The sequence below is a fragment of the Ancylobacter sp. G4_0304 genome (genome assembly GCF_047501495.1).
Classification (GTDB): Bacteria; Pseudomonadota; Alphaproteobacteria; order Rhizobiales; family Xanthobacteraceae; genus Ancylobacter.
The window spans coordinates 56,809-78,423 of sequence record NZ_JAZDRM010000005.1 but is presented as its reverse complement, the minus strand read 5'-3'; the positions used below and the strand labels follow the sequence as shown (position 1 = coordinate 78,423).

The following is a 21,615-nucleotide window of genomic DNA, read 5'->3' as shown; positions in this document are numbered from 1 at the left end:
CCGCCGGGGCGCGGTTCACGCGAGGATCAGAGCAGGCCGTCGAGGATGAAGGGGCGGTCCGGTTTCACCGGGCCGGTATCCTTCGGCATCTTGCCGTCCGGTCCGGGCTGTCCCATCGGCGAATCCGGCGGCGGCTCCAGTGCGCCTTTCACGCCGCAGCCGCCAAGCGTAAGCGCGCTGCCGACGAGCAGCGAGACGGCGAAGAGGCGGGGGAGGCTTCGAGCGGGACGGCGGGACAAGACGGGCTTCCTCAACTGGGACGGCCGAAGATACGTGAATTACCCGTAGCATAAAACGGGGCTGGCGGAAGGCGAGGCGCGTACTTTTAGGTGGGGCCGGACGTTTCACGCCTCGAAACGGACCACCACCGGGACGTGATCGGAAGGGCGCTCCCAGCCTCGCGCTTCGCGCAGCACGGTCATGGCGCGGGCCTGCGCCGCAAAGGCCGGCGTCGCCCAGACATGATCCAGCCGGCGCCCCTTGTTGGAGGCCGCCCAGTCCGCGGCGCGGTAGCTCCACCACGTATAGAGCTTCTCATCCGGCGGCACGAAGCCGCGCATCACATCCACCCACTTGCCGGCCGCCTGGAGCTTCGCCAGCCGCTCCACCTCGACCGGCGTGTGGCTGACCACGTCGAGAAGCTGCTTGTGGCTCCACACATCGGCCTCCAGCGGCGCGATGTTGAGGTCGCCGACCAGCACCGAGCGCGCGGCCGGGTCCTGCGGGTGCAGCAGCTCCCAGGCGGTGGCCTCGTCGAGGAAGTCCAGCTTGTGGCGGAATTTCTCGTTCACTGCCGGGTCGGGAATGTCGCCGCCGGCGGGAATGTAGAAATTGTGCACGGTGAGCGGCATTGACAGCCCGGCCTCGCGGCCGAGCACCACCGAGATGTGGCGGGCATCGCCCATGTTGCAGAAGCCCTGCCGGCTCACGCTCTCGAAGGGCCGCTTCGAGAGGATGGCGACGCCGTGATAGCCCTTCTGACCGTGGATCGCGGCGTGGGGATAGCCGAACCTCGCCGCGTCCTTCAGCGGGAAGCGGTCGTCGGGCGTCTTGGTCTCCTGGAGGCAGATGACGTCCGGCTGGTGCTCGGCCGCGAGCTTGCCGACGAGCTCGATGCGCAGGCGCACCGAATTGATGTTCCAGGTGGCGATGGAGAGCTGCAATGGTGGGACCTTGGGCGGGGCCTTGGGGGCGGGACCTTGAGACGGCGCAACGGCGGATTCGCGCGCACCCTACATCGCACCGCCCATCGAGGCCACCTGCCCAGGCTCAGTTGCGGTTGATCACGAACAGCGCGGGATCGGGCTTGTAGCTGGTGTCGAGGTTCGAGACCGCGACCGTGGTGTCGTAGCCCTGCGGGTCGGTCACGGTCCACTGCTTGAGCTGCATGGTCTTGGCGTCGAACATGATCATCAGCTTGAAGGTGCCGACCATGGGCTGCTTCTCCTCCAGCACCACGGTGGCGAACACGTCGTCCTTATAGACGCCGGTGACGTTGGCGTTGCGGGCGAGATTGAAGTTCTCCGACAGCAGGAAGCGCAGCGGCGTGGCCGAGAGCGGGGAGATGTCCTGCGTCTTCAGCTTCTTGTCGACCACGGCCACCGAGCGGCCATCGGCCACCAGCTCGATGCGGCTGGGCGCTGCATAGCGGAACAGCACGCGGCCGGGCTTCAGGATCGCGAACTCGCCCTGGCGGCGGGTGCCGTCGGGATCGACCTGCACGAAATCGCCGACCATGGTCTTGAAGCTGTTGAAATAGTCGTTGATGCGCTGAACCGTCTCGGCGGAGCCCTGCGCTCCCGAAGCGGCGGCGACCTGAAGCGGGGCGGCAGCGGGCGCGGCGGCGACCGCCGGGGCGGTCTCCTTCTGCATCGGCGGCTTGGGCGGCAGCGGCGCGGCGCTCACCGGCGCCTGCTGGGCGAGCGCTGCAGCGGGGGCGAGAAGGAGAACGGCGCAGAGCGGCAGGAAAGGACGCATGGGCACTCCCGAAGGCGCGGATGTCGCGCGAGGTTGGCGCTGCCTGAACGGGCGTCGGCACGAATGAAACCGCATAAAGCGCGGCTGTGGCGATCCTGTGTCCCCAACGTCATCCGCGGGGGTCGGGAGCGCTGCGATCAATAACCATCCGTCTCCTGCGGTTCCATCAGGATTTCGCGCTTGCCGGCATGGTTGGCCGGGCCAACCAGCCCTTCGCGCTCCATGCGCTCCACCAGCGAGGCCGCGCGGTTATAGCCGATCTGCAAGCGGCGCTGGATATAGGAGGTGGAGCACTTGCGGTCGCGCATCACCACGGCGACAGCCTGGCTGTAGAGATCGCCGCCTTCCTCACCGAAGCCGCCCTTGTCGAATACCGCCCCGTCCTCGCCGCCCTCGGCGTCGAGATCCGTGGTCACCTCGTCGAGATAATCCGGCGCGCCCTGGGCTTTCAGATGCTCGACCACGCGCTCGACCTCCTGGTCGGAGACGAACGGGCCGTGGACGCGGGAGATGCGGCCGCCACCGGCCATGTACAGCATGTCGCCCTGGCCCAGCAGCTGCTCCGCGCCCATCTCGCCGAGAATGGTGCGGCTGTCGATCTTGGAGGTGACCTGGAAGGAGATGCGGGTCGGGAAATTGGCCTTGATGGTGCCGGTGATGACGTCGACGCTCGGGCGCTGCGTCGCCATGATGAGGTGGATGCCGGCGGCGCGGGCCATCTGGGCGAGGCGCTGGATCGCGCCTTCGATGTCCTTGCCGGCGACCATCATCAGGTCGGCCATTTCGTCGACCACGACCACGATATAGGGGATCGGCGAGAGGTCCATTTCCTCGCGCTCATAGATCGCCTCGCCGGTCTCGCGGTCGAAGCCGGTCTGCACGGTGCGCACGATGGTCTCGCCCTTGGCGCTCGCTTCCGCGATGCGGGCGTTGAAGCCGTCGATGTTGCGCACGCCGACCTTCGACATCTTCTTGTAGCGCTCCTCCATCTCCCGCACTGCCCATTTCAGCGCGACGACCGCCTTCTTGGGATCGGTGACGACGGGCGTCAGCAGATGGGGAATGCCGTCATAGACCGACAGCTCCAGCATCTTCGGGTCGATCATGATCAGGCGGCACTGTTCCGGCTTGTGGCGGTAGAGCAGCGACAGGATCATGGTGTTGATGGCGACCGACTTGCCCGAGCCGGTCGTGCCGGCGACCAGCAGATGCGGCATGCGGGCCAGATCGACGATCACCGGCTCGCCGCCGATGGTTTTGCCGAGCGCGATGGCGAGCTTGTGGGCGGCCTCGCCGAAATCCTTGGCGGCGAGAATCTCCCGCAGCAGCACCTTGTCGCGCCGGGGGTTGGGCAGCTCGATGCCGATGGCATTCTTGCCGGGGATGACCGCGACGCGGGCCGAGATCGCGCTCATCGAACGGGCGATGTCGTCGGACAAGCCGATGACGCGGCTCGACTTGATGCCGGGCGCCGGCTCCAGCTCGTAGAGCGTCACCACCGGGCCGGGGCGCGCGTTCACGATGGCGCCGCGTACGCCGAAATCATCGAGCACGCCTTCGAGGTCGCGGGAATTCTGCGCCAACTCGTCCTTGGGGATCGACGGCCCGCCGCGCGGCGGGGGCGGGGAGAGCAGGTCGAGGCCGGGCAGCATGTAGCGCTGACGCATCGCCTCGGCATCGGCCCGGCCGCCGCGGATCGAGCGTAGCGAGGTACGGCGGCTTCCGCGGGAGGGCGCGCGCGCCGGCTCGGGAGCAGGAAGCGGCTCGTTGAAATCGTCCGGCTCGTCGGCCTCGACGAAATCCATCGGCGCCTCGTCGCGCAGCCCGTCGGGATTGAAGTTCGGTTCCATCCGCGCGCCGGGACGCACCGCGAGCGAGTCGTCCTCCTCGCCCGCGAACGCGCCGCGCAGCCGGGCCAGCAGGCCGGGTCGCGGCTCGTCGCGGTAGCGCAGCCGGGTGCGCGACATGCCGCGTCCTGGCAGCAGCCGCGCCTTCAGCGAGAGCAGGCCATGGGTGAGCGCGCCGAGCGAGAGCAGGCTGAAGCCGCCGGGCTCGTCATCCTCGTAGAAGCTCTCGTCGGATTCGTCTTCCGCCGCGTCCGGGTCCTTCAGGCCCATGCCGAAGGCGATCGGCAGGGTGAACACCGCGCCGAGCAGGCACAGCGCGCCGATCACCGCGAAGTCGAAGCTGCCGAGCCAGCTGGAGCGCAGCGCGTCCGGCACCGCCAGCACGCCCTCGCCGAGCACGCCGCCGAGCCCGCTCGGCAGCGGCCAGGTGCCGATGCGCGGCAGGCAGGCGGCAAGGCCGGCGGCGAACACGGTGCCGCCCGCCAGCGCCAGATAGCGCGCGCGTTTACGGTTCGGGCGGCGATGGGTGAGGATCAGCCAGCCCCAGGTGCCGAGCGCCAGCACCACCACCAGCGAGGCGACACCGAGCAGCTGCATCAGCAGGTCGGCGATCGCCGCGCCTGGCAGGCCGAGCAGGTTGGCCGGCTGGGCGGCGCTGGAGCGCGACAGGCTGGGGTCTTCCGCCGACCAGCTCGCCAGCGCCACCAGCAGCAGCGCGGTGACGCCGAGTAGCGCGAGGCCGATCATTTCCTGCGCCCGGCGACCGAGCGCGCCCTTCACTTCCTCGGGCAGGAAGCCGCCGCGGCTGTGTCGCTTGCGCCGAACCGGGGTGCCGGCCTGCACAGAGCCACGATTGCCGGCCTTGCCCTTGGCGCCCGACTGGCCGGCGCGGGCGGAAGCGCCCTTGGGCGCGGAGCTCTTCACCATCGAGCCGGTTCTCATCGAGGCCGCGCGGGCCGCCGGTCGCGGCGGCTGGCGCGCGAGATCGTCACGCGGGAATTGATCCCGCGCGACGTCGCGGAGCGTGTCCTCATCCGCCTGTGCCGTCCGCCCCATTGCCTGGTACCACCCACCCATGGTCTCGCCCGCCCCGTTTGCACCCGCTCAGGAAAGCCCCGCCACCAGGCGGGGCAGCGCCGCCTCGGTCGCGGCGAGGTCCTGCACCAGCGCGATGCGCAGATAGTCCCGTCCCGGATTGACGCCGTTCTCGTCGGTTCGGCACAGATAGCCCCCCGGCACGGTGCGCAGCCCCTCACGCTCCCAGAGCCGGCGTGCCGCCACCTCTCCGCCGCCGAGCCCGGCGGTGGCGAGGTTGCCGACATCCAGCCAGGCGAAGAAGCCGCCATCGGGCCGCTCATAGCCGAACCGCCCCGCGAGGATGCGGTCGGCGGCGTCGAACTTGGCGCGGTAGAGTGCGCGGCTTTCGATCACATGCGCCTCGTCCTCCAGCGCGGCGATGCCGACATGCTGCAGCGGCTCGGGCACTTGCGGGGCCGCGACATTGCGGAAATCGGCGAAGGCCTCGATGAAAGCGGCGTCTCCGGCGCAGAAGCCGCACCGCAGCCCCGGCAGGCTGGAGCGCTTCGACAGCGAGTTGAAGGCGACGACGCCGCCATAATCCGGCCCGGCCACTTCGAGGATGCCGGTCGGCGGCGCGTCGCCGAGCCAGATCTCGGAATAGCATTCGTCGGACAGGATCAGCACCTCATGGGCGCGGGCGAGCGCCACCAGCCGCTCCAGATAGGCGCGCGGGGCGATGGTGCCCTGCGGATTGGCCGGCGAGGCGAAATAGATCGCGATGGTGCGGTCCATCAGCGCCGGGGTCAGCGCGTCGAGGTCCGGCAGCCAGCCCCCGCTCGCCGGCAATGGCAGTGGCACGCTCTCGCAGCCGGCGGCCTCTGCGCCCGCGCCATAGGCGGCGTAGAACGGGTTGGGCAGCAGGATCGCCGGCTGGCGCCCGGCGAGGGCGGCCTGCTTGGCCGGGGAGAGAAGCCGTCGCGCCAGCAGCGCGGAGAAGAACAGGCCCTCGCGCGAACCGTTGAGCACCAGCACCTCGCGCTCGGGATCGACGGCGCGCGGCAGGGCGTAGCGCCGGCCGAGCCAGGCGGCGACGGCGGCGCGGAACTCGGGCAGGCCGCGCCCGGCGGGGTAGCGGCCGAAACCGTCGAGATGGGCGGCAAGCACGGGCCCGACGAAACCCGGCATGGCGTGACGCGGCTCGCCGACCGCAAGGCTCAGCGGCGGCTTGCCCGGCGTCAGGTCGGCCAGCAGCTCGGTCAGCCGGATGAAGGGCGAGCGCGCGGCCGGCCCCGCATCGGCGAGCGAGGCGGGGGAACCGTTGGCGGCGGCGCTCTGAGTGGGCGTTTCGGGCACGAAGCAGGTCTCGCGGCAGGCCGCGCGGAGCGGCGGATGGGCGAGAATAGCGGGCATGCGGTAAAGGCGCTCTTAACCATGGCGCCATCCGCGCGGGAACAAGAGGTGCGTGCCGCGGGAGTGAGACGCAGCGAGTTCGAGGCGCGGGCGCCAGCCATGGCCGCAACGCATGGACGGCGACGAAGGGCCTTGAGGCACGGACACGAGGCAAGGATACGAGGCACGGACACGAGGCAGGATACGAGGCACGCGCGCAAGGCATGAACGGCGGCGCAGGGCGCGAGGCCACCCACGGGACGCTGCCGGGCAAAAGAAAACCCCGGCGGTGAAGCCGGGGTTTGCAGTCGGCGGGAGGGTGCGTCCCGGAGGATCGAAGACGCGGGTCGCCGGAACGGGACGGCGGCGCAGGAGTGCCGCGCCGCCGCGCAGGGATCAGCTGTGGTAGGCGCGCTCGCCGTGCTCGGTGATATCGAGGCCTTCGCGCTCCTTCTCCACCGACGGACGCAGGCCGATGATGATGTCGACGATCTTGTAGAGGATCGCCGAGACCACGCCGCACCACACGATGGTGATGGCGACCGCCTGGATCTGGATCCACACCTGCGAACCCATCTCGTAGCCGTCGATGCCGGGGCCGCCGAGGGCCGGGGCGACCACGATGCCAGTGCCGATGGCGCCGATGATGCCGCCGACGCCATGGACGCCGAACACATCGAGGCTGTCGTCATAGCCAAGCGAGTTCTTCACGGTGGTGACGAAGAAGAAGCAGACGATGGAGGCCACGAAGCCGAGCACGATCGCGCCGATCGGGCCGCAGAGGCCGGCGGCCGGGGTGATCGCGACGAGGCCGGCGACCATGCCGGAAATCGCGCCGAGCATCGAGGGCTTGCCCTTGGCCAGCCATTCGATCAGCGACCAGCCGACAATGGCGCCGGCGGTGGCGACGAGGGTGTTCACGACGGCGAGCGTCGTGCCGGCATTGGCTTCGAGGTTCGAACCGGCGTTAAAGCCGAACCAGCCGACCCACAGGACGCTGGCGCCGACCATGGCGAAGGGCAGCGAGTGGGGAGGCATCAGTTCCTTGCCGAAGCCGGTGCGCTTGCCGACCAGGATGCAGCCGACGAGGCCCGCAATACCGGCATTGATGTGCACCACGGTGCCGCCGGCGAAGTCGAGCGCGCCGAGCTCGAACAGGTAGCCTTCCGAGAACCACACCATGTGGGCGATCGGGTAGTAGACGAAGGTCACCCAGAGGACGCAGAACAGCACGATCGCCGAGAACTTCATGCGCTCGGCGAAGGCGCCGATGATCAGGGCCGGGGTGATGGCCGAGAAGGTCATCTGGAACGCCATGAAGATGTATTCGGGGATCTTCGCGTCAGCCGAGAAGGTGTCCGACAGGCTGTCGGTGGTCACGCCGGCAAGGAACGCCTTGGAGAAGCCGCCGATGAAGGCGTTGCCTTCGGTGAAGGCGAGCGAGTAGCCGTAGAACACCCAGATCAGCATCATCACCGCGGCGATGACCGTGACCTGCATCAGGACCGACAGCATGTTCTTGGCGCGGACCAAGCCGCCGTAGAACAGCGCGAGGCCGGGAACGGTCATGAACAGCACGAGGATGGTCGAGACCATCATCCAGGTGACGTCGCCCTTGTTGACGGTGGCGACGACGGCGGCGGCCTCCGCGGTGGCCTCGGCGCCGGTCTGCGGCGCGTCCTGGGCGAAAGCGGCGGCTGCTACCAGCGCCGTCGTCGCCAGCACGGGAAGTCCCGTGCGCATCCAATTCTTGATCGTCATGGGTTCAATGCTCCGTCGCATTCGGAAAATGGCTGGTCTGTGGCGTTCGCTCAGAGGGCATCCGCGTCGGTTTCGCCGGTGCGGATACGCACGGCCTGGTCGATCGCGTAGACGAAGATCTTGCCGTCGCCGATCTGGCCGGTCTTGGCCGAGGTCGTAATGGCGTCGATCACCTTCGCCACCTGATCGGAGGAGACGGCCACCTCGATCTTGAGCTTCGGGAGGAAGCTCACCGCGTATTCAGCGCCGCGGTAGATCTCGGTGTGGCCCTTCTGACGGCCGTATCCCTTGACCTCCGTAACGGTCAGTCCGTGCACACCGATGCCGGTGAGCGCATCCCGGACTTCCTCAAGCTTGAAAGGCTTGATGATAGCCATGACGATCTTCATGGTTCCTGTCCCCGCTTGGCCCCGCTCCGCGACTGGTGCGGATGCCGGGCGTTTCATGTCGGACTCGACCAGGCGGGTTTTACCCACTCCTTCGGACAAGCCGGGCATTGGGAATCAATTCGCGTGCCAACCGAGGCGGATAAAGGCTTTTCGCCGGTCCGGCACATGGCGAAGCGGCACGGGGCGGGCGAATCCGTGTCACAAATGCGGCGACGCCGGGCGTGCGGAGCTGCACAATTCTTGATCTGTGTGAATCTGGCGCGACAGCGAGGGGTAATAAAAAGGCATCAACTGCTCAAGAATCAGGCGGACACCCTATTCCGGTACGGCAACGGGCCGGATCAGCCCTTCCTGCGCCACCGACGCGACCAGCCGGCCCTGCCGGTCGTAGATCAGCCCACGTGCGAGCCCGCGCGCCCCGCTCGCGCTCGGGCTGTCCTGCGCGTAGAGCAGCCAGTCGTCGGCCCGGAACGGACGGTGGAACCACAGTGCATGGTCGAGACTGGCGGCCTGGATGCCCTCGCCGAGCACGCTGGTGCCGTGGACCACGGCGGTGGCTTCGAGCAGTGTCATGTCGGAGGCATAGGCCAGCACCGCGCGGTGCAGCGTCGCGCCGTCCGGCAGCGCGCCATGGGCGCGGAACCACACCTCGCGGCGCGGCGCCTCGCGCCGGAGACCGAGCCCGACCGGGCGCAGCTCGATCGGGCGGGGCCGCGTCCAATAGTCGCGCGCGCGCTTGGGCAGGGTGGCCAGCGCCTCCTCAGGCAGTTCCTCGATGGAGGGCACCTCCTCGGGCGGCGGCACGCCTTCCGGCAGGTCGAGCTGATGCTCCAGCCCGGCTTCCTCGCGGTGGAACGACACCGACATGATGAAGATCGGCCGGCCGTGCTGGATCGCCACCACGCGCCGCGTGGCGAAGCTGCGCCCATCGCGCACCCGCTCGACATCGTAGAGGATCGGGATCCTGGGGTCGCCGGCCAGCAGGAAATAGGCGTGCAGCGAATGGGCGAGCGTGCCCTCCACCGTGCGCTGCGCCGCCACCAGCGCCTGCCCCAGCACCTGGCCGCCGAACACGCGGGTGCGGAACGGCCAGGATTCCGGCGGGTTGAGGCCGCGGAACAGATTGACCTCCAGCGTTTCGAGATCGAGAAGCTGGACGAGTTCGGCGACGGTCGACATGGCGGCTCCCGGTACTGGCGGACAGGCTGGGCAGAAAAACAGGGCGACGCACCCGGCGCTACGCCGGGGCGCGAACCTATCCGTAACCCCGCGCATTGTCCCTCGCATCCAGCTAAGGCATATGTTGCAGTGCGCACAAGTTGCGGCGCGGCGCGAGACGGAGGGCGTCCGGCGATGGAACAGCAGACGACCGGCTCCGGCAGGACGGACACACGTGTCGCGCGCTTCGATGCGGTGATTGCCGGCGGTGGGCTGGCAGGCCTCGCTTTGGCGCTCGCGCTACGCCACGGCATGGGCGAGGAAGCCCGCATCGCCGTCGCTGATCCGCATTTCGCCTTGCCTGATCCACGCAGCGACGACATGCGCGCCTCGGCCTTCGCCGCCGGCGCGCGCCGGCTGCTGGAGACCGTCGGTGTCTGGGAGGCGGTGGCGCACGAGGCGCAGCCGATCCTCGCCATGGACATTACCGATTCCAAGCTGGGCGACGCCGCGCGCCCGGTGTTCCTGTCGTTCGAGGGCGAGGTCGAGCCGGGTGAGCCCTTCGCCCACATGGTGCCGAACGCGCTGCTGCAGGACGCGATGCTGGCGGCGGCCCGTGCGCACGACATCGCGCTGCTGCCGTCCGGGGTGGCCAGTTTCGAGGCCGGGGCGGGCAGCATGGCGCTGAGCCTTTCCGACGGAGCGAAACTCGCCGCTCCCCTGCTCGCCGCCTGTGACGGGGGGCGCTCGCGCCTGCGCTCGCTCGCCGGCATCGCCACGGTGGGCTGGCCCTATGGCCAGTCGGCCATCGTGCTCACCGTTGGCCATGAGCGCGACCATGAGGGGCGCGCCATCGAGCATTTCCTGCCGGCCGGCCCGTTCGCCATGCTGCCGCTGACCGGCAATCGCTGCTCCATCGTGTGGACGGAAAGCACGGCGAAGGCGGCGAAGCTGCTCGCGCTTCCCCGCGCCCTGCTGCTCGACGAGCTGGAGCAGCGCTTCGGCCTGGAGCTGGGGACGATCGAGATTCTCGATGAGCCGCGGGCATTTCCGCTCGGCTTCCAGATGGCGCGGCGCTTCATCGACGAGCGCTTCGCACTGGTGGGCGATGCCGCACACACCATCCACCCCATTGCCGGGCAGGGCATCAATATGGGTCTGCGCGACGTGGCGGCGCTGGCCGAGGTGGTGACCGACGCCGCGCGGCTCGGCCTCGACATTGGCGGGCCGGACGTGCTGGAGCGCTACCAGCGCTGGCGCCGCTTCGACACGCTTGCCATGGGCATGGCGACCGACGGGTTGAACCGCCTGTTCGCCCCGCATTCCGACGTGGTGCGGCTGGTGCGCGATGTCGGGCTCGGGCTGGTCGACCGCCTGCCGACGCTCAAGAACCATTTCATCCGCGACGCCGCCGGCCTCGGTGGCGCGGCGCCTGGCGGGCAACTGCTCGGTGGACAGGTGTTTGGCGCTCAGGTGCCGAAGCTGCTGCGCGGCGAGGTGCTGTAGCCTGCGGCCCTGATTCAGCCGGGCACGCCCGCCGGCTGCTGCTGGGTGATGCAGTGAATATTGCCGCCGCCGAGCAGGATCTCGCGGGTCGGCAGGCCGATCACGGTGCGGTCCGGGAACAGGCCGGCGAGGATGGCGCGGGCCTCCTCGTCATGGGCGGGATCGAGAAACGGCATCAGCACCAGCCCGTTGCCGATGTAGAAATTGACGTAGGACCCGCCGAGCCGCTCGCCGAAATGCCGGCTCATCGTGCCGCCGGAATCGATCTCGATCGCCTCGTCCTCGCGGCGGAACAGCGGGCCGGGCAGTGGCAGCTTCACCACCTCGATGTTCCGGCCGCGCGCATCCCTCGCTTTGGACAGCCGCTCATAGGCGTCGCGCGAAATGGCGTATTGCGGGTCGGCCGGGTCGTCGCACCAGGTCAGCGCCACCACGCCGGGACGTACGAAGCAGGCGATGTTGTCGATATGGCCGGAGGTCTCGTCATGGACGAGGCCGGCGCCGAGCCAGATCACGGTCGAGACGCCGAGATAATCCTTCAGATGCTGCTCGATCTCGGCGCGCGACAAGCCGGGATTGCGGTTGGGGTTCAGGAGGCATTCCTCGGTGGTGAGCACCGTGCCCTCGCCGTCGACATGGATCGAGCCGCCCTCCAGCACCAGCGGCGCGCGGTAGCGCGGGGCGCGCTCGGTCTCCAGCACCTTGGCGGCCACCATCTCGTCCCGGTCGAACGGGGCGTAGAGCCCGCCCCAGGCGTTGAACCCCCAGTCCACGCCGCGCAGCCGGCCGTGCGCATCGGTGAGGAAGCTCGGCCCGCTGTCGCGGCACCAGGCATCGTCGGTGCCGGCCTCGACGAGGCGGACGGCGGGAGGCAGCAGCGCGCGCGCGTTTGCCCATTGTCCGGCGGAGACCAGCATGGTCATCGGCTCGAAACGGGCGATGGTGGCGGCGACCTCGGCGAAGGCGGCCTGACCGGGCCCACCGCCCGCGCGCCAGTTGTCGGCGCGTTCGGGCCAGATCATCCAGCAGCCGGCATGCGGCTCCCATTCGGCCGGCATGCGGAAGCCATCGGCGGCGGGCAGGCTGTTCAGCGTCTCGGCCATGATGAGCGGGTCTTTCAGCGCAGTTTTACGGTCAGCGATAGCCGTCGAGGGTAAGCAGCGGGCCGTAGAGTTCCGGCCGGCGATCGCGGAACACGCCCCAGCTGTGGCGCTGATGGGCAATGGCATCGAGGTCGAAGGTCGCGGTGAGCACGGTCTGCTCGCCGCGCCCGGCCTCGGCGACCTTGGCGCCGGTGGCGTCGGCGATGAAGGACGAGCCGTAGAAGCTGATCGAGGTGCCGTTGCGCCCCCGTTCCGTGCCGATGCGGTTGGAGGCGACCAGCGGCATCAGGTTGGCGCCGGCGTGGCCCTGCATCACCCGCTGCCAGTGGCCGGAAGAATCCAACGTCGAATCATGCGGTTCCGAGCCGATGGCGGTCGGGTAGAGCAGGATCTCGGCGCCCAGCAGCGCCATGGCGCGCGCCGATTCGGGGAACCACTGATCCCAGCAGATGCCGACGCCGACCCGGCCCACCGCGGTCTCCCACACCCGGAACCCGGTATCGCCGGGCGAGAAGTAGAATTTCTCGGTGTAGCCCGGCCCGTCTGGGATGTGGCTCTTGCGGTAGAGGCCGAGCAACTGGCCGTCGGCGTCGATCATGGCGAGGCTGTTGAAGGCGGTCTGGCCGGAACGCTCGAAGAACGAGATCGGCAGCACCACCTCCAGCTCGCGCGCCAGCGCGGCGAAATGGGCGAGCAGCCGGTTGTCCTCCAGCGGCGCCGCCAGCGACAGGAACTCGTAGTCCTGGTCCTGGCAGAAATAGGGGGTCTCGAACAGCTCCTGCAGCAGGATGAGCCGCGCGCCCTGCGCGGCGGCCTCGCGCACCAGCGATTCGGCACGGGCGACGTTGCCGTCGATGTTCCAGTCGCAAGCCATCTGGGTGGCGGCGACGGTGAGGCTGCGCATCGGGAACTCCTTCGGGATGCGGTCGGTGGGCGAAGCGCCGGGAGCGTTCAGTTCACGGCGCGCAGCGGCTTTTCCAGCACCGCGAGCACGCGCGCAAGCTCATGCCCGCGCTTGAGGATGAGGCCGGTCTGCGACACCACGGTGTAGGCGCCCTGGCGGCGGGCGAGGCGCGGGTCCTTCTCGATGCGGTAGATCGGCACTTCCGCCGCGCGGCGGAAGATCGAGAACACGGCGCGCTCGCGCGTGAAGTCGATGGCGTAGTCGCGCCATTCGCCCAGCGCGACCATGCGGCCGTACAGGTTGAGGATGCTGTCCAGTTCGCGACGGTCGAAAGAAACGACGTCGGCACGCTCGTTGCGGGTGCCGACCGGCAGACCTATCGGGTCGGTATCGGCCACGCGGCTCCTCCGGGCTTGGACTCAAGGTGACGCGCGATTGTCATCGCGCGGTCATGATCGCGCCGCCGGCGCTCGGCTTCAAGCGCCTTGTAGGCCGCCGCGGCAATGCCGGCTCCGCTCACGGGCTCGTTAACGAAAAACACACGGCCGCCCAAATTCGGCCCTTGCGGCGCCCATGGCGGGGGCCATCTTCTTAACCATACACCGGGTCGGTTCGCGAGGCGCATCGGTTTCCCAGCCCCCCAGCCCCCCGCGGCGTTTTGTGGGCCGGCTCGGTGTAGCGCATTAAGGTTCAATCCCCAATTGGCCTTCAGGGTCGGCAGTCGCCGGCCCTATTTTTTTGCCCGGCGCAGCGCCGAACCGGCCAGATCGGACAGGGCGTGTGTCAGCGCAGCGGCGTCAGCGCCGCGCCGACGATGGCGCCCGGCGCGGCCGAGGAGCCGTTCTGCACCAGCACCGCGACGGCATCGACGCCCTCCGTCTGGACGCTCGACAGCGGCACCTCGAACCGGGTTTCCCCGCCCTTCCAGTCGCCGAGCTTGGTCCAGCCGCGCACCACATTGTGGTAGCCGACCTTGGATCCCTCATTCTCGCCGCGGCCGATGTCGACCTCCATCTGGCTGGCGACGGGGCACAGCCACACCTCGCCCGACCCCGCCCCCGCGCCGACCGAGACCGCGAGCGTGCCGCCGCGGGCTTCCAGCGCCACCGGCACGGCGAGGTGCGGGACGCTGGCGATGGAGCGCTCCAGCCCCTCCTCGTCGGAGCCGATCGCCATGGCATGGCCGTTCACGATCGCCTGCGGCGTGAACATCTTCCCGTCGCCGCGCTGCTTGGCATAGGCCTTCTGGCGCACCGAATGGCCGTGCTTGGCCAACGTGTCCTTCCAGCCAAGATAGTCCCAGTAGTCCACGGCGAGGGTGAGGGCGATCACGTTCTCGTGGCCGGCGATCTCGCCGAGCAGCTTGTCGGCCGGTGGGCAGGAGGAGCACCCCTGGCTGGTGAACAGCTCGACCACCGCCGCCGGCGCCGTGATGGCACGGGGCGTGGGGTCCTCCGCCCGCGCGGCCGACGCGCCCATCGCCATCCATCCCAACGCCGCCAGCAACACGGCAAGCCCCTGCGGCGCACCGGAGGGCGCGGTCGAGGCCTCGTTGTGGGTGGTGAAACCGGCGGAGAGGAAAGCCAGGAGAAAAGCCATGTCGTGCACGTCGCCCCTCGGCGCATCCGGCAATGGGGGATGCGACTGAAGCCGGATCGCCCGCCCGCAAGGCCGTGCCGCGCGGGCAGGAGAGGCTCCCATGAAAAGACAGAGCGCGCTCCGGCGGGGCCGGGGCGCGCTCTAGCCAATAGGACGACGGGCACGGCGGCACCAGTCACATTCGGGTGTCGCCGCCGCACGGAAAGGTGAAGCGGGAAGTGAGCCGGGCCGGCGCGCGAGACCCTGCGGTCCGCCGCGCCGGCCCGGCGGGTCCGGTCAGGCCGCGAGGTTGCGCAGCACGTACTGGAGGATGCCGCCGTTGCGGAAGTAGTCCAGCTCGTCCAGCGTATCGATGCGGCAGGTGAGCGGCACGTCCTTCACCGTGCCGTCGGCAAACGCGATCTTGGCGATCAGGGTCTGGCGCGGCTTGAGGTCGCCCTCGATGCCCTTGATGGTGACGATCTCGTCACCCTTCACGCCGAGCGACTGCCAGCTCTCGTCGTTCTGGAACACCAGCGGCACGATGCCCATGCCGACCAGGTTCGAGCGGTGGATGCGCTCAAAGCTCTGGGCGATGACGGCGCGGATGCCGAGCAGCTTGGTACCCTTGGCCGCCCAGTCGCGCGAGGAGCCGGTGCCATATTCCTTGCCGGCGAAGATGACCGTCGGCACGCCTTCGCTCTTGTAGAGCATGGCGGCGTCGTAGATCGGCATCTCGGTGCCATCCGGCCAGTGCTTGGTGAGGCCGCCTTCCTTGCCGCCCAGCATCTGGTTCTTGATGCGGATGTTGGCGAAGGTGCCGCGCATCATCACCTGATGGTTGCCGCGCCGCGTGCCGTACTGGTTGAAGTCGGCGGGGCGGACCTGATGATCGCGCAGATAGACGCCGGCCGGGCTCGCTTCCTTGATCGAGCCGGCGGGGGAGATGTGGTCGGTGGTGATCGAATCCAGGAACAGGCCCATGACCCGCGCGTCGAGGATGTCGGTGACCGGCTCGGGGGTCATCTCCATGCCCTCGAAATAGGGCGGGTTCTGCACATAGGTCGAGCGGTCGTCCCAGGCATAGGTCTCGCCGAGCGGCACGGCGATCTTCTGCCAGTTGGCATCGCCCTTGAAGACGTCGGCGTATTTCTCCTGGAACATCTTCTTGGTGACGTTCTCGCGGATGAACTTCGCGATTTCCTGGTTCGAGGGCCAAATGTCCTTGAGATAGACCGGCTGGCCGTCCGAGCCGGTGCCGAGCGGCTCGGTGGTGAGGTCGATCTGCAGCGAGCCGGCCAGCGCATAGGCCACCACCAGCGGCGGGGAGGCGAGGTAGTTCGCCTTCACGTCGGGGTTCACGCGGCCTTCGAAGTTGCGGTTGCCGGAGATCACGGCGCCGGCCACGAGGTCGTTCTTGTTGATCGCCTCGGAGATCGGCTCGGGGAGCGGGCCGGAATTGCCGATGCAGGTGGTGCAGCCGAAGCCGACCAGATTGAAGCCGACCGCGTCGAGGTCCTTCTGCAGGTCGGCGGCGGCCAGGTAGCCCTCGACCACCTGCGAGCCGGGCGCCAGCGAGGTCTTCACCCACGGCTTGGAGGTCAGGCCCTTGGCGACCGCGTTGCGGGCGAGCAGGCCCGCGGCGATCAGCACGCTCGGGTTCGAGGTGTTGGTGCAGGAGGTGATGGCGGCAATCGTCACGTCGCCATGGCCGAGCGTGTAGTCGGTGCCTTCCACCGGCACCCGCTTGGCGGCTTCGCCCGGCTTCTTGAACTCACCTTCCAGCGCGGCGAGGAAGCCGTCCTTGGTGCCGGAGAGCAGCACGCGATCCTGCGGGCGCTTGGGGCCGGCGAGCGAGGGCAGCACGGTCGAGATGTCGAGTTCGAGGATGTCGGTGAACACCGGATCGGCGGTGCCGGCCTCTCGCCACATGCCCTGGGCCTTGGAATAGGCCTCGACCAGCGCGATGCGGTCGTCGGTGCGGCCGGTCTCGTCGAGATAGGCGATGGTCTCGTCGTCGACCGGGAAGAAGCCGCAGGTCGCGCCATATTCCGGCGCCATGTTGCCGATGGTCGCGCGGTCGGCGAGCGAGAGATGATCGAGGCCGGGGCCGAAGAACTCGACGAACTTACCGACCACGCCCTTCTTGCGCAGCATCTGGGTGACGGTCAGCACGAGATCGGTGGCGGTGATGCCCTCGTTAAGCTGGCCGGTGAGCTTGAAGCCGATCACCTCGGGGATGAGCATGGAGACCGGCTGGCCGAGCATGGCGGCTTCCGCCTCGATGCCGCCCACGCCCCAGCCCAGAACGCCGAGGCCGTTGACCATGGTGGTGTGCGAATCGGTGCCCACGCAGGTGTCGGGATAGGCGACGGTCACGCCGTCCTCTTCCTTGGTCCAGACGGTCTGGGCGAGGTATTCGAGGTTCACCTGATGGCAGATGCCGGTGCCGGGCGGCACCACGCGGAAATTGTCGAAGGCCGATTGGCCCCACTTCAGGAAGCGGTAGCGTTCCTGGTTCTGCTTGTATTCCTCGTCGACGTTCTTGCCGAAGGCGTCATTGTTGCCGAAGAAGTTGACGATCACCGAGTGGTCGATCACGAGGTCGACCGGCACCAGCGGGTTGATGCGCTTGGGATCGCCGCCGAGATGGACCATGGCGTCGCGCATCGCGGCGAGATCGACCACCGCGGGAACGCCGGTGAAGTCCTGCATCAGCACGCGCGCCGGGCGGTAGGCGATCTCGTTCTCCACCTTGCCGCGGTTCACCAGCCAGTCCTTGATGAAGACGATGTCCTTCTTCGACACCGACCTGCCATCCTCGAAGCGCAGCAGGTTTTCCAGCAGCACCTTCATCGAGAACGGGAGCGCGGAGACCCCGTCGAGGCCGTTCTTTTCGGCGTCCGGCAGGCTGTAATAGGTGTAGGTCTTGGAACCGACGGTGAGGGTTTTGCGGCTTTTGAAGCTGTCGAGCGACGTCACGGCGGGCTGGTCCTCGCGTTGAGGGAAGGGCGACGCACAACGCGGCTTGGACAGCAGGCGCCGTCGCGGGCTATAGCTCGCGCGGCCCGGCCGCAGGGCTACGGCGCGTCGTTCAGTTTTCTATATAGAGCCATTTCAAACTCCGATCCTAGAGGGCTAGCGCGATGCATCGAAAAATTGTGCGCTGCCGCGCCGCCGGTGCCGCGCGGGGGGACGGGCATGCGGCTGGTCGCTGAAGGACTGGCCTGCCGCCGTGGTGCCCGGCTGCTGTTCGAGGGTCTGGACCTCTCGGTGCCCGCCGGCCATGCGCTGGTGGTCACCGGGCCCAACGGCACCGGCAAATCCTCGCTTCTGCGCATCCTCGCCGGGCTCGCGGCGCCGGAGGCCGGGCGGATCCGGCTGGAGGGCGCGGACGAGCCGGAGCAGGTCGGCGGACAGGCGCATTATCTCGGTCATCTCGACGCCCACAAGCTCGCGCTGAGCGCGCAGGAGAACCTCGCCTTCTGGCGCGACATGCTGGGCCGCCCGGCGCTTCCGGTCGACGAGGCGATGGAGGAGGTCGGGCTCGGCGGGCTCGGCGCGCTGCCCGCCGCCGTGCTCTCGGCCGGGCAGAAGCGGCGCCTCGCGCTCGCCCGGCTTCTGGTGGCGAAACGCCCGCTCTGGCTGCTCGACGAGCCGACCACGGCGCTCGACCGGGAGGCGCAGGCCCGCTTCGCCGCCCTCGCGCGCGCGCACCTGGAACAAGGCGGCCTGATGGTCGCCGCCACCCATGCCCCGCTCGACCTCGGCCCCTCGCTGGAACTCGACCTCGGCGCGTTCCGGCCGCGCCGCCCGGCGGCGGTGATGGAGGCGGCGTTCTGATGGGACGCGCGTTTCTGGCCCTGTTGCGGCGCGACCTCGCGCTCGCCCTGCGCGCCGGCGGCGGGGCCGGGCTCGGCGTGGTGTTCTTTCTCGCGGTCGTGGTGATCACGCCGTTCGCCATCGGCCCCGACCTCGCGCTGCTGGCGCGAATCGGCCCGGCGATCCTGTGGATCGGCGCGCTGCTCGCCTCGCTGATCGGGCTGGACCGGCTGTTCGCCGCCGATGCCGAGGACGGCTCGCTCGATGTGATGGTGATGGCCGACCTGCCGCTGGAGCTGATCGCGGCCGCCAAGGGGCTGGCGCACTGGATCGCCACCGGCCTGCCGCTGATCATCGCAGCGCCGGTACTCTCGCTGCTGCTGAACCTGTCGCCGGCCTCGATCGGCGCGCTGACGCTGACGCTGCTGGTGGGCACGCCGGCCATCACCTTTCTCGGGCTGGTGGGCGCAGCGTTCGCGGCCGCGTTCCGGCGCGGGGGGCTGCTGGTGGCGGTGCTGGTGATGCCGCTGACCATCCCCGTTCTGATCTTCGCCGTGGCCGCGACGGGGACCGCTTTGGGCGGCACCGTGGCGTTCGGCACGCCGTTCCTCGTGCTGCTGGGCCTGTCGCTCGCCTGCCTTGTCCTCGGCCCGGTGGCCGCGGCCGCTGCGCTGCGGGCGACCCGCGAGTGAAAGCAGCGCGCGGCGGTGCGCGTGGCCGGTGCGCGCGAAGGACGCACGGGGCGTGGTCTCTGGCATACCAGGTGCAACAAAGCGCCGCAGGTCAGCGCAAAGCCTTGAAACCATTGCTGTGCAGCGCATTTCCGGCGTTGCGACGCGGCTGCACGCGCGCCGCGGGAGCGTTACGTCAATTCGCCCCCCTGAATCCCTCACGTCCTCGTGTTGCAGCACGCGGAAAGCCGTGTTAGGGAACCGCCGACTTGATTGGCGGGTGGGGCAAGTCCGTCTCCGGCCGTCAGTCTCAAATCCTTGTAAATCCGGGGTTCGGACCACGCCATTCCGGTGGTGGTGGGTGCCCTGGGAAGCCCGAGAGAGGCACGGTGGCCGAGACGTTCGTATCCGGTGTGGCGGGGCGCTATGCGACGGCTCTTTTCGAGCTTGCGCGCGAGGCCGGCGCCATCGACGCGGTGAAGTCGGACCTCGACAGGTTCGTCGCCCTTGTCGCCGAAAGCGACGACCTCAAGCGGCTGGTCCGCAGCGCGGTCTTCTCCTCCGAGGAGCAGGAGCGCGCGATGGCCGCGATCCTCGATCGCGCGGGTATTACCGGCCTCGCCGGCAATTTCTTCAAGACCGTGGCGGCCAACCGGCGCCTGTTCGCGGTCGAATCGATCATCCGCGCCTATGATGCGCTGGTGGCCGCGGACAAGGGCGAGATCGTCGCCGACATCACGGTCGCCCAGCCGCTTTCCGACGCACATGCCGCCACGCTGAAGGAGGCCCTCGACCAGATGACCGGCAAGAGCGTCAAGCTCGCCGTCACGGTCGATCCTGCCCTGCTCGGCGGCCTCACGGTCAAGATCGGCAGCCGCCTGGTGGATGCCTCGCTCAAGACCAAGCTCAACTCGATCCGCACTGCGATGAAAGAGGTTCGCTGATGGATATCCGCGCTGCTGAAATTTCCGCGATCCTCAAGGAACAGATCAAGAATTTCGGCCAGGAAGCCGAAGTTTCCGAGGTGGGTCAGGTTCTCTCCGTCGGTGACGGCATCGCCCGCGTCTACGGCCTCGACAATGTCCAGGCCGGCGAGATGGTCGAGTTCGAGAACGGCACGCGCGGCATGGCGCTGAACCTCGAAATCGACAATGTCGGCGTCGTGATCTTCGGTTCCGACCGCGAGATCAAGGAAGGCCAGACCGTCAAGCGCACCGGCGCCATCGTCGACGTGCCGGTCGGCCGCGGCCTGCTCGGCCGCGTGGTCGACGCGCTCGGCAACCCGATCGACGGCAAGGGCCCGATCTTCTTCGAGAAGCGCTCGCGCGTCGACGTGAAGGCCCCCGGCATCATTCCCCGCAAGTCGGTGCACGAGCCGATGCAGACCGGCCTCAAGGCGATCGACGCCCTGATCCCGGTCGGCCGCGGCCAGCGTGAGCTGATCATCGGCGACCGCCAGACCGGCAAGACCGCCGTCGCGCTCGACACCATCCTGAACCAGAAGCCGCTGAACGCCGGCGACGCCCCCGAGAGCCAGAAGCTGTACTGCGTCTATGTCGCGGTCGGCCAGAAGCGCTCCACCGTCGCGCAGTTCGTGAAGGTGCTGGAAGAGCAGGGCGCGCTGGAATACTCCATCGTCGTCGCCGCCACCGCCTCGGACGCCGCGCCGATGCAGTTCCTGGCGCCGTTCGCCGGCACCGCCATGGGCGAGTATTTCCGCGACAACGGCATGCACGCGCTGATCATCCACGACGACCTGTCCAAGCAGGCCGTGGCGTATCGCCAGATGTCGCTGCTGCTGCGCCGCCCGCCGGGCCGCGAAGCCTATCCCGGCGACGTGTTCTATCTCCACTCGCGCCTGCTGGAGCGCGCGGCCAAGCTGAACGACGAGAACGGCGCCGGCTCGCTCACCGCTCTTCCGGTCATCGAGACCCAGGCCAACGACGTGTCGGCCTACATCCCGACCAACGTGATCTCGATCACCGACGGCCAGATCTTCCTTGAGTCCGACCTGTTCTTCCAGGGCATCCGCCCGGCGGTGAACGTCGGCCTCTCGGTGTCGCGCGTCGGCTCCTCGGCGCAGATCAAGGCGATGAAGCAGGTCGCGGGCAAGATCAAGGGCGAGCTCGCCCAGTATCGCGAGCTGGCGGCCTTCGCCCAGTTCGGCTCGGACCTCGATGCCTCGACCCAGAAGCTGCTGAACCGCGGCGCCCGCCTGACCGAGCTGCTCAAGCAGTCTCAGTTCTCGCCGCTGAAGGTGGAAGAGCAGGTCGTGGTGATCTATGCCGGCACCAACGGCTATCTCGATACGCTGCCGCTGAACAAGGTGCGCGCCTTCGAGGACGGTCTGCTGCTGTTCATCCGCACCAACCACGCCGACATTCTCGACGCGATCCGCACCTCCAAGGAGCTGTCCAAGGAGACCACTGCGAGCCTCGTCAAGGCGCTCGACGCCTTCGCGAAGACCTTCGCCTGATCAGGTAGCCGCAA

The 21,615-nt window shown here is 68.6% G+C and carries 18 protein-coding genes; 5 read left to right on the top strand and 13 right to left on the bottom strand.

Annotated features, from left to right (window positions below):
- Window positions 1-26: 26 nt before the first annotated feature.
- The 8 genes from lptM to VRZ77_RS04355 form a co-directional block, all read right to left on the bottom strand.
- Window positions 27-239, bottom strand: coding sequence for an LPS translocon maturation chaperone LptM (gene lptM / locus VRZ77_RS04390; protein WP_414591448.1), 213 nt, complete (start codon window positions 237-239; stop codon window positions 27-29).
- A gap of 105 nt (window positions 240-344) precedes the next feature.
- Complete coding sequence (locus VRZ77_RS04385; protein WP_414591447.1) at window positions 345-1,163, bottom strand: exodeoxyribonuclease III; 819 nt, start codon at window positions 1,161-1,163, stop codon at window positions 345-347.
- A gap of 106 nt (window positions 1,164-1,269) precedes the next feature.
- The gene (locus VRZ77_RS04380; RefSeq protein ID WP_414591446.1) at window positions 1,270-1,977 is read right to left on the bottom strand and encodes a LolA family protein; all 708 of its coding nucleotides are present in this window, start codon (window positions 1,975-1,977) and stop codon (window positions 1,270-1,272) included.
- Window positions 1,978-2,114: 137 nt separating this feature from the next.
- Window positions 2,115-4,751: a DNA translocase FtsK gene (locus tag VRZ77_RS04375; RefSeq protein ID WP_414591445.1), complete on the bottom strand. Its 2,637-nt coding sequence runs from the start codon at window positions 4,749-4,751 to the stop codon at window positions 2,115-2,117.
- Between the two features lie 177 nt (window positions 4,752-4,928).
- Window positions 4,929-6,254, bottom strand: a complete 1,326-nt coding sequence (locus tag VRZ77_RS04370) for an aminotransferase class I/II-fold pyridoxal phosphate-dependent enzyme (RefSeq protein ID WP_414591444.1) — start codon at window positions 6,252-6,254, stop codon at window positions 4,929-4,931.
- 375 nt (window positions 6,255-6,629) lie between these two features.
- Complete coding sequence (locus VRZ77_RS04365; protein ID WP_414591443.1) at window positions 6,630-7,994, bottom strand: ammonium transporter; 1,365 nt, start codon at window positions 7,992-7,994, stop codon at window positions 6,630-6,632.
- A 50-nt stretch (window positions 7,995-8,044) separates the two neighbouring features.
- Window positions 8,045-8,383 carry a P-II family nitrogen regulator gene (locus VRZ77_RS04360; protein ID WP_414591442.1) on the bottom strand — a complete coding sequence of 113 codons (339 nt, stop codon included), beginning with the start codon at window positions 8,381-8,383 and terminating at the stop codon, window positions 8,045-8,047.
- A 315-nt stretch (window positions 8,384-8,698) separates the two neighbouring features.
- Window positions 8,699-9,562 carry an acyl-CoA thioesterase gene (locus tag VRZ77_RS04355; RefSeq protein ID WP_414591441.1) on the bottom strand — a complete coding sequence of 288 codons (864 nt, stop codon included), beginning with the start codon at window positions 9,560-9,562 and terminating at the stop codon, window positions 8,699-8,701.
- A gap of 174 nt (window positions 9,563-9,736) precedes the next feature.
- Between VRZ77_RS04355 and VRZ77_RS04350 the strand changes: the two genes are divergently transcribed.
- Window positions 9,737-11,047 (top strand): ubiquinone biosynthesis hydroxylase, encoded by a 1,311-nt coding sequence (locus VRZ77_RS04350; protein WP_414591440.1) that lies wholly within the window; start codon window positions 9,737-9,739, stop codon window positions 11,045-11,047.
- 14 nt (window positions 11,048-11,061) lie between these two features.
- Here VRZ77_RS04350 and aguA read toward each other — a convergent pair whose 3' ends face one another.
- The 5 genes from aguA to acnA form a co-directional block, all read right to left on the bottom strand.
- A complete protein-coding gene (gene aguA, locus VRZ77_RS04345; RefSeq protein ID WP_414591439.1) occupies window positions 11,062-12,150 on the bottom strand; it encodes an agmatine deiminase in 1,089 nt (362 codons plus the stop codon).
- A gap of 31 nt (window positions 12,151-12,181) precedes the next feature.
- Window positions 12,182-13,054 (bottom strand): N-carbamoylputrescine amidase, encoded by an 873-nt coding sequence (gene aguB / locus VRZ77_RS04340; protein WP_414591438.1) that lies wholly within the window; start codon window positions 13,052-13,054, stop codon window positions 12,182-12,184.
- Between the two features lie 47 nt (window positions 13,055-13,101).
- Entirely contained in the window at window positions 13,102-13,452 is a 351-nt protein-coding gene (locus VRZ77_RS04335) for a DUF2794 domain-containing protein (RefSeq protein ID WP_414591437.1), read from the bottom strand.
- Between the two features lie 385 nt (window positions 13,453-13,837).
- Window positions 13,838-14,653, bottom strand: coding sequence for a DUF1223 domain-containing protein (locus tag VRZ77_RS04330; protein WP_414591436.1), 816 nt, complete (start codon window positions 14,651-14,653; stop codon window positions 13,838-13,840).
- A 276-nt stretch (window positions 14,654-14,929) separates the two neighbouring features.
- Entirely contained in the window at window positions 14,930-17,614 is a 2,685-nt protein-coding gene (gene acnA, locus VRZ77_RS04325) for an aconitate hydratase AcnA (protein WP_414591435.1), read from the bottom strand.
- Between the two features lie 219 nt (window positions 17,615-17,833).
- On the opposite strand from acnA, the gene ccmA reads away from it, so the two are divergent.
- From ccmA to atpA, 4 genes are all read left to right on the top strand, one after another.
- On the top strand, window positions 17,834-18,475 hold the full coding sequence (ccmA, locus tag VRZ77_RS04320; protein ID WP_414591434.1) for a heme ABC exporter ATP-binding protein CcmA: 642 nt from the start codon (window positions 17,834-17,836) through the stop codon (window positions 18,473-18,475).
- The gene (gene ccmB, locus VRZ77_RS04315; protein WP_414591433.1) at window positions 18,475-19,146 is read left to right on the top strand and encodes a heme exporter protein CcmB; all 672 of its coding nucleotides are present in this window, start codon (window positions 18,475-18,477) and stop codon (window positions 19,144-19,146) included. The genes ccmA and ccmB overlap by 1 nt, the downstream gene beginning before the upstream one ends.
- 368 nt (window positions 19,147-19,514) lie before the next feature.
- Window positions 19,515-20,069: a F0F1 ATP synthase subunit delta gene (locus VRZ77_RS04310; protein ID WP_414591432.1), complete on the top strand. Its 555-nt coding sequence runs from the start codon at window positions 19,515-19,517 to the stop codon at window positions 20,067-20,069.
- Window positions 20,069-21,601: a F0F1 ATP synthase subunit alpha gene (atpA, locus tag VRZ77_RS04305; protein WP_414591431.1), complete on the top strand. Its 1,533-nt coding sequence runs from the start codon at window positions 20,069-20,071 to the stop codon at window positions 21,599-21,601. Before VRZ77_RS04310 ends, atpA begins: the two co-directional genes overlap by 1 nt.
- Window positions 21,602-21,615 lie beyond the last annotated feature (14 nt).

What these genes read in the sequence shown, in the direction of transcription:
- VRZ77_RS04380 (WP_414591446.1), bottom strand. Translation starts at nt 1,977, where the DNA reads ATGCGTCCTTTCCTGCCGCTCTGCGCCGTTCTCCTTCTCGCCCCCGCT.
- VRZ77_RS04375 (WP_414591445.1), bottom strand. Translation starts at nt 4,751, where the DNA reads ATGGTGAAGAGCTCCGCGCCCAAGGGCGCTTCCGCCCGCGCCGGCCAG.
- VRZ77_RS04370 (WP_414591444.1), bottom strand. Translation starts at nt 6,254, where the DNA reads ATGCCCGCTATTCTCGCCCATCCGCCGCTCCGCGCGGCCTGCCGCGAG.
- VRZ77_RS04365 (WP_414591443.1), bottom strand. Translation starts at nt 7,994, where the DNA reads ATGACGATCAAGAATTGGATGCGCACGGGACTTCCCGTGCTGGCGACG.
- VRZ77_RS04360 (WP_414591442.1), bottom strand. Translation starts at nt 8,383, where the DNA reads ATGAAGATCGTCATGGCTATCATCAAGCCTTTCAAGCTTGAGGAAGTC.
- VRZ77_RS04355 (WP_414591441.1), bottom strand. Translation starts at nt 9,562, where the DNA reads ATGTCGACCGTCGCCGAACTCGTCCAGCTTCTCGATCTCGAAACGCTG.
- VRZ77_RS04350 (WP_414591440.1), top strand. Translation starts at nt 9,737, where the DNA reads ATGGAACAGCAGACGACCGGCTCCGGCAGGACGGACACACGTGTCGCG.
- aguA (WP_414591439.1), bottom strand. Translation starts at nt 12,150, where the DNA reads ATGGCCGAGACGCTGAACAGCCTGCCCGCCGCCGATGGCTTCCGCATG.
- aguB (WP_414591438.1), bottom strand. Translation starts at nt 13,054, where the DNA reads ATGCGCAGCCTCACCGTCGCCGCCACCCAGATGGCTTGCGACTGGAAC.
- VRZ77_RS04330 (WP_414591436.1), bottom strand. Translation starts at nt 14,653, where the DNA reads ATGGCTTTTCTCCTGGCTTTCCTCTCCGCCGGTTTCACCACCCACAAC.
- ccmA (WP_414591434.1), top strand. Translation starts at nt 17,834, where the DNA reads ATGCGGCTGGTCGCTGAAGGACTGGCCTGCCGCCGTGGTGCCCGGCTG.
- ccmB (WP_414591433.1), top strand. Translation starts at nt 18,475, where the DNA reads ATGGGACGCGCGTTTCTGGCCCTGTTGCGGCGCGACCTCGCGCTCGCC.
- atpA (WP_414591431.1), top strand. Translation starts at nt 20,069, where the DNA reads ATGGATATCCGCGCTGCTGAAATTTCCGCGATCCTCAAGGAACAGATC.